14 protein-coding genes are annotated in these 14973 nt (G+C 66.7%); 6 read left to right on the top strand and 8 right to left on the bottom strand.

Annotated features, from left to right (window positions below):
* The first annotated feature begins 41 nt into the window (after nucleotides 1–41).
* Nucleotides 42–1393 (top strand): IS3 family transposase gene (locus CFB45_RS05495; protein WP_089425866.1). Its coding sequence is split into 2 segments (ribosomal slippage): nucleotides 42–516 and nucleotides 516–1393, totalling 1353 coding nucleotides; the frame shifts between segments, so codons are not numbered across the junction.
* Between the two features lie 71 nt (nucleotides 1394–1464).
* Here the strand turns inward: CFB45_RS05495 and CFB45_RS05500 are convergent.
* A complete protein-coding gene (locus CFB45_RS05500; RefSeq protein WP_089424820.1) occupies nucleotides 1465–1965 on the bottom strand; it encodes a dihydrofolate reductase in 501 nt (166 codons plus the stop codon).
* Between the two features lie 275 nt (nucleotides 1966–2240).
* On the bottom strand, nucleotides 2241–2567 hold the full coding sequence (locus CFB45_RS05505) for a hypothetical protein (RefSeq protein WP_089424821.1): 327 nt from the start codon (nucleotides 2565–2567) through the stop codon (nucleotides 2241–2243).
* A gap of 501 nt (nucleotides 2568–3068) precedes the next feature.
* On the opposite strand from CFB45_RS05505, the gene CFB45_RS05515 reads away from it, so the two are divergent.
* Both CFB45_RS05515 and CFB45_RS05520 read left to right on the top strand, forming a co-directional pair.
* Nucleotides 3069–4466 carry a sigma-54 dependent transcriptional regulator gene (locus CFB45_RS05515; protein ID WP_089424823.1) on the top strand — a complete coding sequence of 466 codons (1398 nt, stop codon included), beginning with the start codon at nucleotides 3069–3071 and terminating at the stop codon, nucleotides 4464–4466.
* Between the two features lie 41 nt (nucleotides 4467–4507).
* Nucleotides 4508–5479, top strand: coding sequence for a thymidylate synthase (locus CFB45_RS05520; RefSeq protein WP_039370925.1), 972 nt, complete (start codon nucleotides 4508–4510; stop codon nucleotides 5477–5479).
* Nucleotides 5480–5575: 96 nt separating this feature from the next.
* Here the strand turns inward: CFB45_RS05520 and CFB45_RS05525 are convergent, their stop codons facing one another.
* Both CFB45_RS05525 and CFB45_RS05530 read right to left on the bottom strand, forming a co-directional pair.
* Nucleotides 5576–8149 (bottom strand): DUF6600 domain-containing protein, encoded by a 2574-nt coding sequence (locus tag CFB45_RS05525; protein ID WP_089425867.1) that lies wholly within the window; start codon nucleotides 8147–8149, stop codon nucleotides 5576–5578.
* Nucleotides 8150–8311: 162 nt separating this feature from the next.
* On the bottom strand, nucleotides 8312–9019 hold the full coding sequence (locus CFB45_RS05530) for an ArsR/SmtB family transcription factor (protein WP_089424824.1): 708 nt from the start codon (nucleotides 9017–9019) through the stop codon (nucleotides 8312–8314).
* Nucleotides 9020–9215: 196 nt separating this feature from the next.
* Between CFB45_RS05530 and CFB45_RS38935 the strand changes: the two genes are divergently transcribed.
* Both CFB45_RS38935 and CFB45_RS05540 read left to right on the top strand, forming a co-directional pair.
* Nucleotides 9216–9356, top strand: a complete 141-nt coding sequence (locus CFB45_RS38935; RefSeq protein WP_164991999.1) for a hypothetical protein — start codon at nucleotides 9216–9218, stop codon at nucleotides 9354–9356.
* A 130-nt stretch (nucleotides 9357–9486) separates the two neighbouring features.
* Nucleotides 9487–9999 carry an acyl-CoA thioesterase gene (locus CFB45_RS05540; RefSeq protein WP_039370920.1) on the top strand — a complete coding sequence of 171 codons (513 nt, stop codon included), beginning with the start codon at nucleotides 9487–9489 and terminating at the stop codon, nucleotides 9997–9999.
* A 64-nt stretch (nucleotides 10000–10063) separates the two neighbouring features.
* Here CFB45_RS05540 and fumC read toward each other — a convergent pair whose 3' ends face one another.
* The 3 genes from fumC to CFB45_RS05555 all read right to left on the bottom strand — a co-directional run bounded on the left by fumC (nucleotide 10064) and on the right by CFB45_RS05555 (nucleotide 13356).
* Nucleotides 10064–11458, bottom strand: a complete 1395-nt coding sequence (gene fumC / locus CFB45_RS05545; protein WP_047850516.1) for a class II fumarate hydratase — start codon at nucleotides 11456–11458, stop codon at nucleotides 10064–10066.
* A 155-nt stretch (nucleotides 11459–11613) separates the two neighbouring features.
* Nucleotides 11614–13002 (bottom strand): multidrug efflux MATE transporter NorM, encoded by a 1389-nt coding sequence (gene norM, locus CFB45_RS05550; RefSeq protein ID WP_089424825.1) that lies wholly within the window; start codon nucleotides 13000–13002, stop codon nucleotides 11614–11616.
* 135 nt (nucleotides 13003–13137) lie between these two features.
* A complete protein-coding gene (locus tag CFB45_RS05555; RefSeq protein ID WP_006486208.1) occupies nucleotides 13138–13356 on the bottom strand; it encodes an RNA-binding S4 domain-containing protein in 219 nt (72 codons plus the stop codon).
* 270 nt (nucleotides 13357–13626) lie between these two features.
* Here CFB45_RS05555 and CFB45_RS05560 point away from each other — a divergent pair, with 270 nt between their 5' ends.
* Nucleotides 13627–14028 carry a hypothetical protein gene (locus CFB45_RS05560; protein ID WP_089424826.1) on the top strand — a complete coding sequence of 134 codons (402 nt, stop codon included), beginning with the start codon at nucleotides 13627–13629 and terminating at the stop codon, nucleotides 14026–14028.
* Nucleotides 14029–14151: 123 nt separating this feature from the next.
* Here CFB45_RS05560 and CFB45_RS05565 read toward each other — a convergent pair whose 3' ends face one another.
* On the bottom strand, nucleotides 14152–14937 hold the full coding sequence (locus CFB45_RS05565; RefSeq protein ID WP_089424827.1) for a DUF4088 family protein: 786 nt from the start codon (nucleotides 14935–14937) through the stop codon (nucleotides 14152–14154).
* Nucleotides 14938–14973: the final 36 nt, after the last annotated feature.

Raw genomic sequence — 14973 nt, forward strand, 5'->3', positions numbered from 1 at the left:
CCCAAAAGTTGGACATCGATCCAACCTTTGGGGTGTTTTTCATGAGCAAGTACACGGAGCAGTTCAAGGTATGCATTGCAGAGGAGTACGAGTCCGGCCACGCTGGGTTCCGTGAGATGTCCAAGCGCCACGGCGTCGATGAGGCGACGATCCGCAAGTGGGTGGCGGCCCATCGCATACATGGTCCGGCGGGCTTGAAGAAGAAGTGCGAGCGCTACAGCGCAGAGTTCAAGTTGCTTGTACTGCAGCAAATGCGTAGCGAAGGGTTGTCAGCGCGTGAGACGGCTGCACGCTTCAACATTAGGAACCGTACGGCCATCGGCCAGTGGAAACGCCAGTATGATGAAGGCGGTATAGACGCACTGTCGCCGCGCCAGCGGGGGCGCCCCAGGAAGATGCCCAAGCCACCGCTCACGCCACCGCCGCTACCCGAGGACGATACGCGCTCCCGACAGGAACTACTCGACGAGTTGAACTTCCTGCGCATGGAGAACGCGTACTTAAAAAAGCTCGAAGCCTTGGCTCAAGCGCAGCAGCGATCAGCGCAACGCAAAAAGCGCAAATCGTGCTCGAGCTAAGGCAGCAATATCCGCTTGCGGGCTTGTTGAAGGTTGCCGGCTTGGCGCGCAGCACGTTCTACTATCATCAGAAATTGCTCGGAGCAGCCGACAAGTATGCCGATACAAGGGCAAGAATCTGCTCGCTGTTCGAACGGCACAAGGGCCGCTACGGCTATCGACGCATCACGCTCGCTCTACGTAATCTGGGACAGGTGATTAACCACAAGACTGTGGCGCGTCTGATGGGTGAGTTGCGGCTGAAGTCTTGTGTGCGCCCGAAGAAATACCGCTCCTACAAAGGTAGCGTCGGACGTGTTGCACCTCATGTTTTACAGCGTCGGTTCTACGCAAAGCGTCCGAACGAGAAGTGGGTAACGGATGTCACGGAATTCAACGTGGGCGGCCAGAAGCTGTACCTGTCACCAGTGCTCGATCTGTACAACGGCGAGATCATTGCTTATGAAACCGCGAGGCGCCCGGCGTTCGAGATGGTCAGCGCAATGCTTCGCAAGGCATTGGCGCGCTTGAAGTCACACGAGCGGCCTCTCTTGCATTCGGATCAGGGCTGGCAGTACCAGATGCCTGCGTATCGCCGCCTACTGCAGCAACGAGCGCTCACGCAAAGCATGTCGCGTAAAGGGAATTGCCTGGACAACGCCGCCATGGAGAGCTTCTTCGGCACGCTGAAATCCGAGTTCTTCCATCTGAATCGGTTCCGCAACCTGGACGAACTGCAAACCGGCTTGGCAAGCTACATCCACTACTACAATCACGACCGCATCAAACTGAAACTAAAAGGGCTGAGTCCCGTGCAATACAGAACTCAGCCCTAGCCGTCATAACCCGTCCAACTTTACGGGGTCAGTTCACGCGCCGGTCGGGCTTTTTTCATCGTGCTGACGCGTCAGCCGCGCTTGCGCTCGTAGACGACGAACGCATAGCCGAACGTATTCGGTGCGGCCGCCTGGTGCGCATCGCGCGACACTTCCTGCCACTGCGCGGCGTCGGGTGCAGGGAACGAGGCGTCACCGTCGAAGTCGGCATCGATCTCGGTGACGACCAGCCTGTCGGCGAGTGCGAGACCTTCCGTGTAGAGCTGCGCGCCGCCGATCAGGAACGCTTCGGGCACGCCGTCGCGCGCGGCGAGCGTCAGCGCATCGGCGAGCGACGTGACCGTGTCGCAGCCGTCGAAGCGACGCGTCGCGTCGCGCGTGACCACGATATTGCGGCGGCCAGGCAGCGGCCGGCCGATCGACTCGTGGGTCTTGCGGCCCATCACGATCGGTGCGCCCATCGTCGTGCGCTTGAAGAAGGCGAGATCCTCGGGAAGTTTCCAGGGCAACTGGTTGTCGCGGCCGATGATGCCGTTGCGGGCACGCGCGACGATCAGGGTCAACGTCGTCATGAAGGTCGGGGGAAGGAAAACCGGAATGGCGCCGATTTTACCGGAACGGCGGCCTGCGCCGGTTCCGGGTATGCGCATCCGCCTTTCCGCACTGCGCGCCGCGACGCCCGAGGCAATGCGTCGCGGCGACGGAATGAATAAAAAGAGTGCCCGCCGGGGGACGGAGCACAAAAACCGTTTCGTGTTGCGAGCGCGACGATGCCGGCATTGGGTCGATGCTGTCCGGCTCGTACAAATCAATACGTCATCCTGATCAAGTGGTTCTACTCGTGCCATCACTGATGGGTACTGCCGTGCGTGGTGCCTTCCATCACGTGCTGCACATCGCCCGGCTGCGGTGCCGGAAGCGGCATCGGCAATTGCGGTGGTGGCGGGATCTCGTCCCACAGGGTCACCGACGTCCTGCCGGTCGGCAGCGGTTGCGGTGACGACACGGTCACGATGCCGAACCCGTTGCCGTGCTGCATGCTCGGCGTGTTTTCCGCAAGCAGCATGGCGCGACCCGGATTCGTGCCTTCGTCTGCGTGTACGGGCGTGGGCGGGCCGGCGGCCGCGACCGCAATGGTCAGCGGCACGAAAGAAAGAAAAAGATGTTTTCGCATGGTCGCTGTCTCCGACGGTTTCCATGTTCAGCGAAATGCATGCCATCGCGCCGGGACCGTTGTCGAGACTGCGATTCGTGCTCAAGCGTTGCGAATTGTGTCGGAAAACGGCTGAAAATGTTTCAGGCGTGAAACGAGGGGGCTTGGGAATACTGCTGATTCAATCGATACGCCGCAAGGATGAAAATCGTTGCAAGTGTTGATGACAGAGCGTATCGCTGCGCCGGGGCTATGTGCAGACGATTGACATGCATCGACCTCCTGAGCGATACGGCCGCATCGCCCACCGCGCTGAAATTGGATTGTCGTATTCAGTGCCTATAACTAAGCTGTCTTGATCAAAATAACTGGACGCGAGATAAGCGCCATCATGCGAGGCTTTGTCGTCGCCACGCATCGGCATGGCGAATCGAGCCGCCTTCGGCTGACCCGATTCGATCCTTTTCGCACGTGACCTGGCGTGCACGGCAATCGTTAGACGGTTGATGAACGGGGTGAGCTATGGGCGCCGATCAGCGGCACGTGATCTACTATTCGCGCGAACCGAACGACGCGTTGCGCGGCCATTTTGACGAATGCGGTTGGCGTGTCGATCTCGCGGAGACCGTGCGAGACGTACGGCGCGTCGTGCAGCATGGTGTCGCAACGGCCGGGCTGCTCGATTTTTCGCCGGGCTTCAAGCCTTCCGACCTGCGCGAACTCGAATCCTGTCTGAGCATTCAGCACATCGGCTGGATTGCGGCGACGCGCCGCGGCCAGTTGCAGGACGCTACGCTGCGCCATCTCATTCGCGACTACTGTTTCGACTACGTGACGATGCCGTACGAAACGGCGCGGATCGTCGAGACTGTTGGCCATGCACACGGAATGATCGCGCTGACCGAAACCGTTGCGCCGCCCGTCGGCGCCGGACGCAGCGAAGGCGAAATGGTCGGGACCTGCGATGCGATGCTCGGGCTCTTCAGGACGATACGCCGTGTCGCGGCGACCGACGCGCCGGTGTTCATCTCCGGCGAATCGGGTACCGGCAAGGAACTGACGGCGGTCGCGATTCATGAACGTTCGTCGCGCGCGCAGGCGCCTTTCATCGCGATCAATTGCGGTGCGATTCCGTCGACGCTGCTGCAGGCCGAACTGTTCGGCTATGAGCGCGGCGCGTTCACCGGCGCGAACCAGCGCAAGATCGGCCGCGTCGAGGCTGCCAACGGCGGCACGCTGTTTCTCGACGAAATCGGCGACTTGCCGCTCGAAAGCCAGGCGAGCCTGCTGCGCTTCCTGCAGGAAGGCAAGATCGAGCGGTTGGGTGCCCATGTGTCGGTGCCCGTCGACGTGCGCGTGATCTGCGCGACGCACGTGGACATGGAAGCGGCGCTGCGCGAAGGGCGGTTCCGTGAGGATCTGTTCCATCGCCTGTGCGTGCTGAAGATCGAGGAGCCGCCGCTGCGCGCGCGCGGCAAGGACATCGAGGTGCTCGCGCGCCACATGCTCGAGCGTTTCAAGGGCGACGCGCATCGTCGCCTGCGCGGCTTTTCCCCTGACGCGGTCGCGTCGCTGTACGGCTATTCGTGGCCGGGCAACGTGCGCGAGCTGATCAATCGCGTGCGCCGCGCGATCGTCATGTCGGAAGGCCGGCTGATCACCGCGGCCGATCTCGAGCTGAACGACTTCGCGACGCTTGCGCCCGTGTCGCTGCTGGAGGCGCGCGAGGCGGCCGAACGGCAGGCGATCGAGCAGGCGCTGTTGCGGCATCGCGGCCGTTTCGCGGATGCCGCACGCGAACTCGGTGTGTCGCGCGTCACGCTGTACCGGCTGATGTGCGCACACGGCATGCGCGATCGCGGCGACACGCTGGCAGGGTTTTCGGCGCCGTTGCCGGAGCTTCCTCGCCACGCTTGCTAAAATTGGCGGGTACGGCCGCCCTCGCGGCCGAAGGAACCCGCATGAAACAGTATCTCGATCTCGTTCGTACCATTCTCGATACCGGCACCTGGCAGGAGAACCGCACGGGGATCCGCACCATCAGCATGCCGGGCGCGATGCTGCGCTTCGACCTGCAGCAAGGCTTCCCGGCCGTGACGACCAAGAAGCTGGCCTTCAAGTCGGCGATCGGCGAACTGGTCGGCTTCCTGCGCGCGACGCGCAGCGCGGCCGATTTCCGCGCGCTCGGCTGCAAGGTGTGGGATGCGAACGCGAACGAGAACGCGCAATGGCTCGCGAACCCGTATCGCCAGGGCGTCGACGATCTCGGCGACGTGTACGGCGTGCAATGGCGCCAGTGGCCGGGCTACAAGGTGCTCGACGCGGGCGCCGACGCGCAGATCGCCGATGCGACGCGCCGCGGCTTCCGGATCGTCACGCGTTTCGACGAAGACGGTGCGCCGAAGGTGCTGCTGTACAAGGCGATCGACCAGTTGCGCCAGTGCCTGGACACGATCATGGAGAATCCGTCCGACCGCCGCATCCTGTTTCACGCGTGGAATCCGGCCGTACTCGACCAGATCGCGCTGCCCGCATGCCACCTGCTTTACCAGTTCCTGCCGAATGCGACGAAGCGTGAAATCTCGCTGTGCCTGTACATCCGCAGCAACGACGTCGGCCTCGGTACGCCGTTCAACCTGACGGAAGGGGCGGCGCTGCTGGAACTCGTCGGTCGGCTGACGGGCTACACGCCGCGCTGGTTCACGTACTTCATCGGCGACGCGCACATCTACGAGAACCAGCTCGACATGCTGCAGCGCCAGCTCACGCGCGAGCCTTACGACAGCCCGCGGCTCGAGATTGCCGAGCGCGTGCCGGAATACGCGAAGACGGGCGTCTACGCGCCCGAGTGGCTGGAACAGATCGAGCCGTCCGATTTCTCGCTCGTCGGCTACCGCCATCATGAGCCGCTGACCGCACCGATGGCGGTCTGATCGAGCAAGCCGGGGCGCGCGGATGCATCGCGCCGCGCCCCGTAGAAAAATGGCCCGTGATCCCGGTCGGGCCTTTTTGTTTCACGTTTGCGGCGCTTACTGGCGATGCCGCTCTTCGTGACCGCCTTGCGGCGGCGGGTTGCTCGGGTGAGGTGCCTCGACGTGCGGCGCCGGTTGCGGCCGCGGTTCCATGTGCGGTGCGGGCATCGACGGACGCGGTTCCATGCGTGGCGCCGGCTGCGGTCGCGGCTCCATACGCGGTGCAGGTTGCGGCCGAGGCTCCATGCGCGGCGCCTGCGGTTGCGGGCGCGGCATGTCATGCACGGCGGGGGCCGGCGGATGGTACTCGTTCACACGGGGCGGCGCGACTTCGCGATGCGGCGCCGGTTGCGCGAATTCGGCGTGCGGTTGCGGCGCAGGTGCGGCCCGTTCCGGTTGCGATTGCCCGTGCTGCGCCGGCGACTGGAAATCGGGGCGCGGACGCGGCTGCGGAATCTGCGCCGTGTTGTCGAGCCGCGGTTGCGGCAGGGCGCGCGGCGCTTCGTTCCGGCTGCCGGGCTGCGCGCCCTGCGGAGTCGGCACGCCTTCCGGATGTGGTACCGACGCGCTTCGCACGGGCGGCAGCGCATTCTGTCCCGCCGCGTGGAGCGCGGTCGGCGGCGCGGGGCGTTGACGTTCCATCGGTGTGTGCGGCTGCATCCACGCGGGTGACGGCGTCTCGGCCGCATGTGCATTGCCGATGCCCGCCGGACCGGTGTTCGCGACCGGCGGATGCGGGACGCCGTTGCCGGGCCCGAATGCCTGATGCGGCACCGGGTTGCCGGGCGCCTGCGGCATGCCGCCGTTGGCGAAACGCGCTGCGTTGGGGGTTTCGCCGTTCGCCGGCCGCGCGACATTCGGCATGCCCGGCATCGGTGTGCCCGGCCGCCCGGCCTGCCCGGCGGCCGGCTGGCCTTCGCGAGGCGCGCGAGCCGGTTGCACGACGGGGCCGTGCGGATTCACGAGCTGCACGTTGTGCATCGCCCATGCGCCGCCGTCCGGCTTGCCCGGAACGCGGACCGGGCGAGCCGTGTAGTCGGCCGGCACGTTCGTCTTCACGACAGGTGCGCCGGCACCCGGTACGCGCCCGCCTTGCTGCGCGAGGTGGGCCGCCGCGTGGTCGCGATACGCGGCCGGCACGGCGGGATTGCGCGTCGCGACGTACGGGTGTTGGGCAATCGCCGCAGGCGGACGGTAGCTCGCATTGCGCAGCCCGCCCGTGAAGCTCTGGCGCACCGGCGCAATCCCCGGTGTCCCCGGCGTGACGTGCGCGTTGCGCCATTGTTGCGGATCGACGTGCTGCGAGAAGTGCGCGACCGGCTGGCCGTGGACGAACGCGGAGGCCGGTACGGCCGTGATCGCGTGCGGCGCGCGGAAGTTCACGTACGTCTTGTTGATGTTGGTGATATTGGTGATGTTCGTCACGTTCACGGTCTTGTTCACGTTGACGTTGTTCACCACGATGTTGCGGTTCACGCGGTCGTAGTAGTGCGGGCTCCAGCCGCCCCAGCCCGGATGCCACGGTTCGCCCGGGCCGAGCGCGAACCACGCGCAGCCGGCCGCGGCGACGCCGCCCACCGTGAGCGCGACACTCCAGTCGGGGCCGCCGCCACCGCCGACGAACGCGACGAGTGCCGGCGCATAGACCGGCGGCTGGCTGACGACCATCGGGCCCGGTACCCAGGCCCAGCTATCGTCCACGTATGCCCAGCGGCCGTAGTGATACGGCGCGAAACCCCACGGGGCGTCGTCGACCCACGTCCAGCCCCACGGTGCCTGCCAGATCCAGTGGCCGTCGTGATACGGCGCCCAGTCGGCCGGCGTATCGTTCGGCACCCAGACCTGGCCGTAGTTCGGGGTTTCGCGCCACGTGCCGTTCGCGTCGAGATCCTGGTAGCCGGGGATGTCGCGGGACACATAGCGGGCCGATACCGAGCGCTCCTCGGCCGCGTCGCGGCTGGCGGCCCACTGGTCGAGCGGATCGGGGCCCGGGGCGGCGGATTGCTGCGCGACCTGCAGGTCGGTGCCCGTGAACACGACCTGCTGCCCGGGCGACAGCGGGTACTGGCCGTTGCTGCCGTAGACGGTCGCACTGCCGCTGCGCACCGTGACCGTCGTGCTCGCACCGTTCGGCGCGACGTCGACGCGATAGTCGCCGGGGCCCGTGATGCCGAGCGCGAGATTAGGCGTGTCGATTTCGTACGATCCGCCGGCCGGCAGATCGCGCACGTGTGTCGATACGGTGCCGAGCCCCACTTTCAGCTGGGTCGTCGTGTCGTCGAGGTTCAGCACCGACAGGTTCGTCGACTCGCCCAGCCGCACCGCGGTCGAGCCGATGTGCAGCTCCGAGCGCGCACCGGCATCGTTCCAGAGCTGGTCCCCGGTCGTCAGCGGCCGGTTCACGGCGGCATACGACCACGTATCGGTGCCGGCCGGTTCGGTCGTCACGGCACCCGACAGGTAATTGAGCCGCGCGACCCGGCTGGGTGGATCGCCGCCCGGTTGCCGTGCTGCGGCCGCATAGGGCGGCGCGCCGGCCGATTGCGCGAATGCGGGGGGCAGTGCCGCAAGCGCGACGAACGCGACCAGCGTGCAGCGGGCGGTTCGCTTGAGCGTGAACAGGGTGGCCATGGTGAGCGTCTTCGTCATTATCGCGGCGCGTCGATTCGTGCCGTTGAGTTCACAATATCCGCTCGGCCTGTTTCAATGCTCGGTGTTTTGTAAGTCGAATGGCACGCGATGTAACAAAACCTGTCGATCGCGCGCCGTTGTCGTGCAGACGCAATCCAGGCGTCAAGCGGACGTAAGCCACTCGTCGAAAACCTGCTGTCCGGGCACCGTGACGCGCAGCACGCGCGGCCGTGCGGCGCGTTCGATCCAGCCGTGCGCGCAGAAGCTATCGAGCAGCGCCGCACCGAGTGCGCCGCCGAGATGCGAGCGCCGTTCGCTCCAGTCGAGGCAGCCGCATGCGAAGCGGCGCCGGCGCGTGCGCTGCTGCGCGACGTCGATGCCCCATTGCGCGAGCGCCTGGGTGCCGAGTTCGGTGGTCTCGATCGCATCGCCGTCGGCAAGCAGCCAGCCGCGCGCGGTGAGCCCGTCGAAGATGCGCACCGCGAGTTCGCCGGCCATGTGGTCGTAGCAGGTGCGCGCATAGCGCAACTCGGCCGGGACCGTGCGGGACGGCGCCGGAACCGGGCGATGCGGCGCGGCTGCGCGGGCGACGTTCGCGAGCGCCTCGAGCGAGGCCGCGATGTCGGCCGACGCGATCCGGTAGTAGCGGTGCCGGCCGCGCACGTCGAGCGCGAGCAGGCCGCCCTCGGTCAAGCGCGCGAGATGGGCGCTTGCAGCGGACGGCGACAGCCCCGCGATCATCGTCAGCTCGCCTGCCGGTCGCGCGCTGCCGTCCATCAGCACCCACAGCATCGCGGCGCGCCCCGGGTCGGCGATCAGCGAGCCGATGCGGCTCAGGCCCGGGAAGTGGTGGTCGTCTTGGTCGGTCATCGTCGTGTCTCGTCAGGCGGGATGAGCTTCAGTGTAGTGGGCGTGCGCATTCGATGTTTCGCTTTTGGCTGAAATGTCGGATGCACTGGCGCGGGCGTCGTCGATGCGGCGGAGCCGGCCTGCGGCCGCTTGCGGCGCGCGCGTAGAATGGCTGAAAGCGGCCGCAGCGGGCGGCCGCACGTGACACGATGCAATGATGAAGACGATTTTCTGTTTGCTGGCGGCCGCGCTCGTCTGCGCGGCCTGTGCGCAGGGCGGTGCGGGTGCGTCCGGCGAGCGCGGCGGCAGCATCGAGATGTACGGAACCATCGATCAGGGCATCACGGTGCGCCGCTGACCGGTGCCGGCCGAGCGCGCGCCGGGCCAATCCCCGGCAGCCGCGCCATACGGGGCGCCCCGCGACGCGTTGCCGCAGTGCAACGTATAATGGCCCGATTACAGCGCCCCTGCCGCCTGGAGCCAACAAGATGTCCCAACCGTCCCCCGTACCGGCCGCCCTCGACCGCACCGAAACCGTATTCCGCTTCCTCGCCGAGCCGTCGTCCGTGAACTTCGGCGGCAAGGTGCACGGCGGCGCGCTGATGAAGTGGATCGACGAGGTTGCGTATGCGTGCGCGGCCGTCTGGTCGAGCCGCTATTGCGTGACGGTCAGCGTCGGCAACATCCGTTTCCAGCGTCCGATCATGGTCGGCAATCTGGTCGAGCTGAAGGCGCGCGTCGTCGCGACGGGCCGCACCAGCATGCACATCCATGTGTCCGTGCATGCCGGCGATCCGAAGGGCGGCATGCTGCGCCAGACGACCGATTGCCTCGTCGTGTTCGTCGCGGTCGACGAGAACGGCAACCCGGTGCCGGTGCCGCCGTTCGTGCCCGAGACCGACGAGCAGAAGGTGCTCGCGAAATATGCGGCCGACGTGCGGGCCGCGCTCGACAAGATCGTCGAGATGAAGCCGGAAGAGGTCGCGAAGGGCGCGGTCTGACCGCTGCGGGCGCCGCGCATCGCGCCGCGCCCGTCATCCTGCCTCTTCCTGCCTCTTCCTGCCGTTACTGCGACCCGATCATCTGCTCGGGACGTACCCACGCATCGAATTCCGCCTCGGTCAGGTAGCCGAGCGCGAGCGCGGCCGCCTTCAGCGTCGTGCCTTCCTTGTGCGCCTTCTTCGCGATCTGCGCCGACTTGTCGTAGCCGATATGCGGATTGAGCGCCGTCACCAGCATCAGCGATTCGTTCAGCAGCAGGTCGATCCGCGAGCGGTTCGGCTCGATGCCCACCGCGCAGTGATCGTTGAAGCTCTGCGCGCCGTCGGCGAGCAGCCGCACCGACTGCAGCACGTTGTGCGCGATCATCGGCCGGAACACGTTCAGCTCGAAATTGCCGCTCGCGCCGCCGACGTTGACCGCGACGTCGTTGCCGAACACCTGGCAGCACAGCATCGTCACGGCTTCGGATTGCGTCGGGTTCACCTTGCCCGGCATGATCGAGCTGCCCGGCTCGTTTTCAGGAATCGACAGTTCGCCGAGCCCGCAGCGCGGCCCGCTCGCGAGCCAGCGGACATCGTTCGCGATCTTCATCAGGCCGGCCGCGACCGTCTTCAGCGCGCCGTGTGCGAACACCAGCGCATCGGCCGCTGCCATCACCTCGAACTTGCTCGGCGCCGTCACGAACGGCAGCTTCGCAAGCCGGCCGATTTCATCGGCGACGCGCACCGCGAACTCCGGATGCGCGTTCAGCCCCGTACCGACCGCGGTGCCGCCGAGCGCGAGTTCGTACAGGTGCGGCAATGCCGATTCGACGTGACGGATGCCCTGGTCGAGCTGCGCGACGTAACCGGAAAACTCCTGGCCGAGCGTGAGCGGCGTCGCGTCCTGCAGGTGCGTGCGGCCGATCTTCACGATGTCGGCGAATGCCTTCGATTTCGCATCAAGCGTCGTGCGCAGCGTGCGCAGCGCCGGCAGCAGGTGGTTGACGATCGCGTACGCGGCCGCGACGTGCATCGCGGTGGGGAAGACGTCGTTCGACGACTGGCCGCGGTTCACGTCGTCGTTCGGATGAACCTTGCGCGCTTCGCCGCGCTCGCCGCCCATCAGTTCGCTCGCGCGATTCGCGATCACCTCGTTGAGGTTCATGTTGGTCTGCGTGCCGGAGCCCGTCTGCCACACGGCGAGCGGGAATTCGCGCGGATGCTTGCCGGCGATGATCTCGTCGGCCGCGTCGATGATCGCGCGCGCCTTGTCGTCGGCCAGCACGCCGAGCGACTGGTTCACGGCCGCCGCGGCGCGCTTGACGATCGCGAGCGCGTGGATCAGCTCGGGCGACTGCTTCTCGGTCGAGATCCGGAAATTCTGCAGCGAGCGCTCGGTTTGCGCGCCCCAGAGCCGGTCGGCCGGCACGGCGATCTCGCCGAACGTATCGCGTTCCATCCGAACTGCTTCGTTCATGATCCACTCCTCCAGGAAAGGGGAAAGGCCGCGCGTGGTCGCGCGGCATCAGACGTAATCAGACGTATCGTGAGGCAGTCGCGCCGCTCGCGCGGCGTCTCGAGATCTTCAGCCGACTAGCATAGCGCCGGCGCGGATTTCGCGTCTTGTCGCGCTCAGTGCGGCGACGTCACGAGCGACGCGCTCTTCAGATGGAAGCGCCACGCCATCAGCACGGCCACGCTGGCGAGGCCGGCCGCGAGGCCCCACCAGAGGCCGCGGGCGCCGAGGCCCACGTGGAACGCGAACCAGTAGCCGGTCGGAAAACCGATGCCCCAGTAGCCGAGGGTGGCTGCGAGCATCGGGATGCGCGTGTCCTTCAGGCCGCGCAGCGCACCCGACCCGACGGTCTGCGCGCCGTCGACGATCTGGAACACCGCGGCGATGCCGAGCAGCGACGCGGCGAGCGACACGGTGGCTGCGTTGGCCGGATCGTCGAGGTTCAGGTACAGGCCGACGATCGCATGCGGCGCGACGATCAGCACGATGCCCGACAGCGTCATAAACGCCACACCGAGGCCGAGTGCGACGAAGCCGGCATGCCGCGCGGCGACGGGCGCCCCTGCGCCGACCCAGTAACCGACCCGCACGTTGGCGGCCTGGCCGATCGCGAGCGGCACCATGAACGCCACCGATGCGACGTTCAGCGCGATCTGGTGCGCGGCCAGCGACGTCGCGCCGAGCACGCCGACCGTCAGGCCGGTCGCGAGGAACAGTGTCGACTCGACCCCGTACGTGATCGCGACGGGCCAGCCGATGCCGATCAGTTCGCCCATCATCGGCAGCTTCGGGCGGGCGGCGGTGACGAAATGACGGAAGCGCTGCCGGCCGTGCAGCAGCCAGATCAGGGCGAATGCGGTGAGCCAGATCGTGATCGTCGTTGCGACCGCCGAGCCGAGGAAGCCGAGGCGCGGCAGTCCGAACGCGCCGTGGATCAGCCCGTAGTTCAGCACGGCATTGACGCCGACGCCGCCGATCGACACCCACAGCAGCCGGCGCGCCGCGCCGATCGCCGGTAGGAACGCGCGCATCAGCCCGACGCCGATCAGGCTGCCGAGCGCGGCGAAGCGCAGGATGCCGGTGTATTCGCCGACGTGATGGGCGAGCAGCGGCGGCTCGTGGAACATCAGCAGGATCGGTTCGGACAGCGACAGCGCGATGATGGCCGGAATCGCGAGCAGCACGGACAGCGCGAAGCCGGTCCAGTAGATGTGCGGGACGCGCTCGTCGGCCTTGGCGCCGCGCGCATGCGCGACGCTGACGCTGACCGACGACAGCACGCCTTGCAGCACGGTCACGATGACGAAGAAGAAGTTCGCGCCGAGGCCGCCCGCCGCGAGCGAATCGGGGCCGAGCGAGCCGAGCAGCACCGTGTCGGTGACGCTCATTGCCATCTGCGAGAGCTGCGCGATCGCGAGCGGCGCGGCAAGGCGCGCGGTATCGGCGGCATGACTGGACAGGGACGGCGGCGCGGCGGCCGTCCGCGTAAGACCGGAATGCGACATGGAATGGGCGCTCGCGCGGGTGCGGGCCCGCGCTATATGTATTTATTTTGAGAGACGGCTAGCTTACGGCTTTATTCGAACGGTGTCGAACGCGCGCGCCGATGGCCATGTCGCAGGCAGGGGGAACCGTCGGCCCTAGGCTTCGCGCACGGCAATGCGCGTGTCGCCGAGCAGGACGACCTGGCCCGCGCGGATCTTGCAGGTCTTGCGCAACTCGACCGCGCCGTCGACTTTCACCGCGCCGGACGCGACGATCAGCTTCGCGGTGCCGCCGCTGTCCGCGAGGCCGGTGATCTTGAGAAGGTTGTGCAGCTCGACGTATTCGCCGGTCAGCGTGAAATCCAGATTGGGCATGACGAAGAAGGTGCGCAAAGCGCGGGAGGAATCGCCTCGCATCATACGGCACCGCGGGCCGGCGCGCGAGCGCGGCCGGCCGCCGCCCGCAGTTGTTAGGGAGTGTGAGCCATTCGTCAGCAAATGAAACGGTGGGTAACAGTCTGAGAGATTCGAGAACTGGCCGCGCGGGCTGCGGGTCTTCTGTCGTACCTGCTGCGTGTTGCGGCGGGGGACGCAACGGACCGCATCGCTGCGGTTCGGGCGCACAACTTCCTGAGGAGAATTGCCATGTCCAAGATTCGTACGATGCTGATCGGTGCCGCGTTGACGGCGTTCGCCACTTCGGCCGCATTTGCCCAGACGGGTACGGCGGTGCAGGGCGCAGCCGGTGCCGGCGTTCAGGCGCAGACGCCGGCGGCGGGTGCCGGTGCCGGCATGCAGGGCGGTGCGGGCGCGAATGCGTCGGGCAATGCGGCAGGCGGTGCAACCGATGCAGTCGGCGCGGCAGCCGATGGCGCGAAGGACTCGACGTCGTCGGCCGTCCACTCGGCCAAGAAGCATACGAAGCATGCCGCGAAGTCGGCCAAGAGCCATGTCGGCTCGGCCAAGGCGAAGGCCGGCGAAGCAACCGAAGGCGGTGCGTCGGTCGGCGCAGAGGGCGGTGCATCGGCCCAGGGCGCCACGCAGTAAGCGGTGCCAGGCGCCGCGCGACGCTCGCCCTCGACGACGCGTCGCGACGGCGGCCATCCGATGGCCCGGTTCGCGTTGCGCGAACCGGGCCGCTTTCATTTGTCGATGGGTTCGGGCGCGCCGTTAGGGCCGCCGTTGGCTCTGCCCTTGGCCCGGCTGACCCTGCGCCGGCCGCGCGGCCGTCGGCGTGAATACGCTGCGCAACCATGCGGCGAGCCGGGCGAAGACGTCGTACGGTTCCTCGACGAAGATCTCCGGCTTCAGCAGCCGCAGGTATTCCATGATCTGCTGTGCTTCCTGCTTCTGGAACGAACCGTGCGCGAGCCCGAGCCGCAGCAGCCCGCGCAGTTCGCCGAGCTTGTCGCGCGCGGTGCTGCCTATGCTCATCTCGCACGCAAGCTTGGCCTCGTAGACCCGTTGTCGCAGCGATTCCGCGAGCCGCCACGCAGGCGTCTGCATCAGTTCCTCGAGCGTCTGGATGTCTTGCGCGGCTCCCTTGATCTGCGAGGCGAGCGGATCGATCAGCGACGGGTCGCCCTGCGCTTCGGCGACGATCGCTTTCGCCCAGTCACGGCAAGCCTTCGCGAGTTCGTCGGGGGTCCATTCGGAGCGCGACGCGAAGCCGAAGCCGAATTCGCCGGCCTGTCGCATCAGGATCGCGACGACGTCCGGAAATTCCTTGTCGAGCGTGCGTTTTGCCCACGCGTACTGGCCGCCCTGCAGCATCCGCTGCACCGCGTGTTCGGTCAGCGGCACCATGTTGTCGAGCAGCTTGGCGCGCAGGAAATCCTCGAACGACGGCGTCGCGAACTGCGGGTCGAGTTTCAGCGACACGCGGACGAACGCGTCGTAGTCCTTGCGCAGGGACTCGAGCGTGTCGTCCTTGAGGGAAAGGGTGATCTGGCCCATGAATCGTCTCGATGGCGGCCCGTGCCAGCCGGCGGC

Source organism: Burkholderia sp. HI2500, from assembly GCF_002223055.1.
GTDB lineage: Bacteria > Pseudomonadota > Gammaproteobacteria > Burkholderiales > Burkholderiaceae > Burkholderia.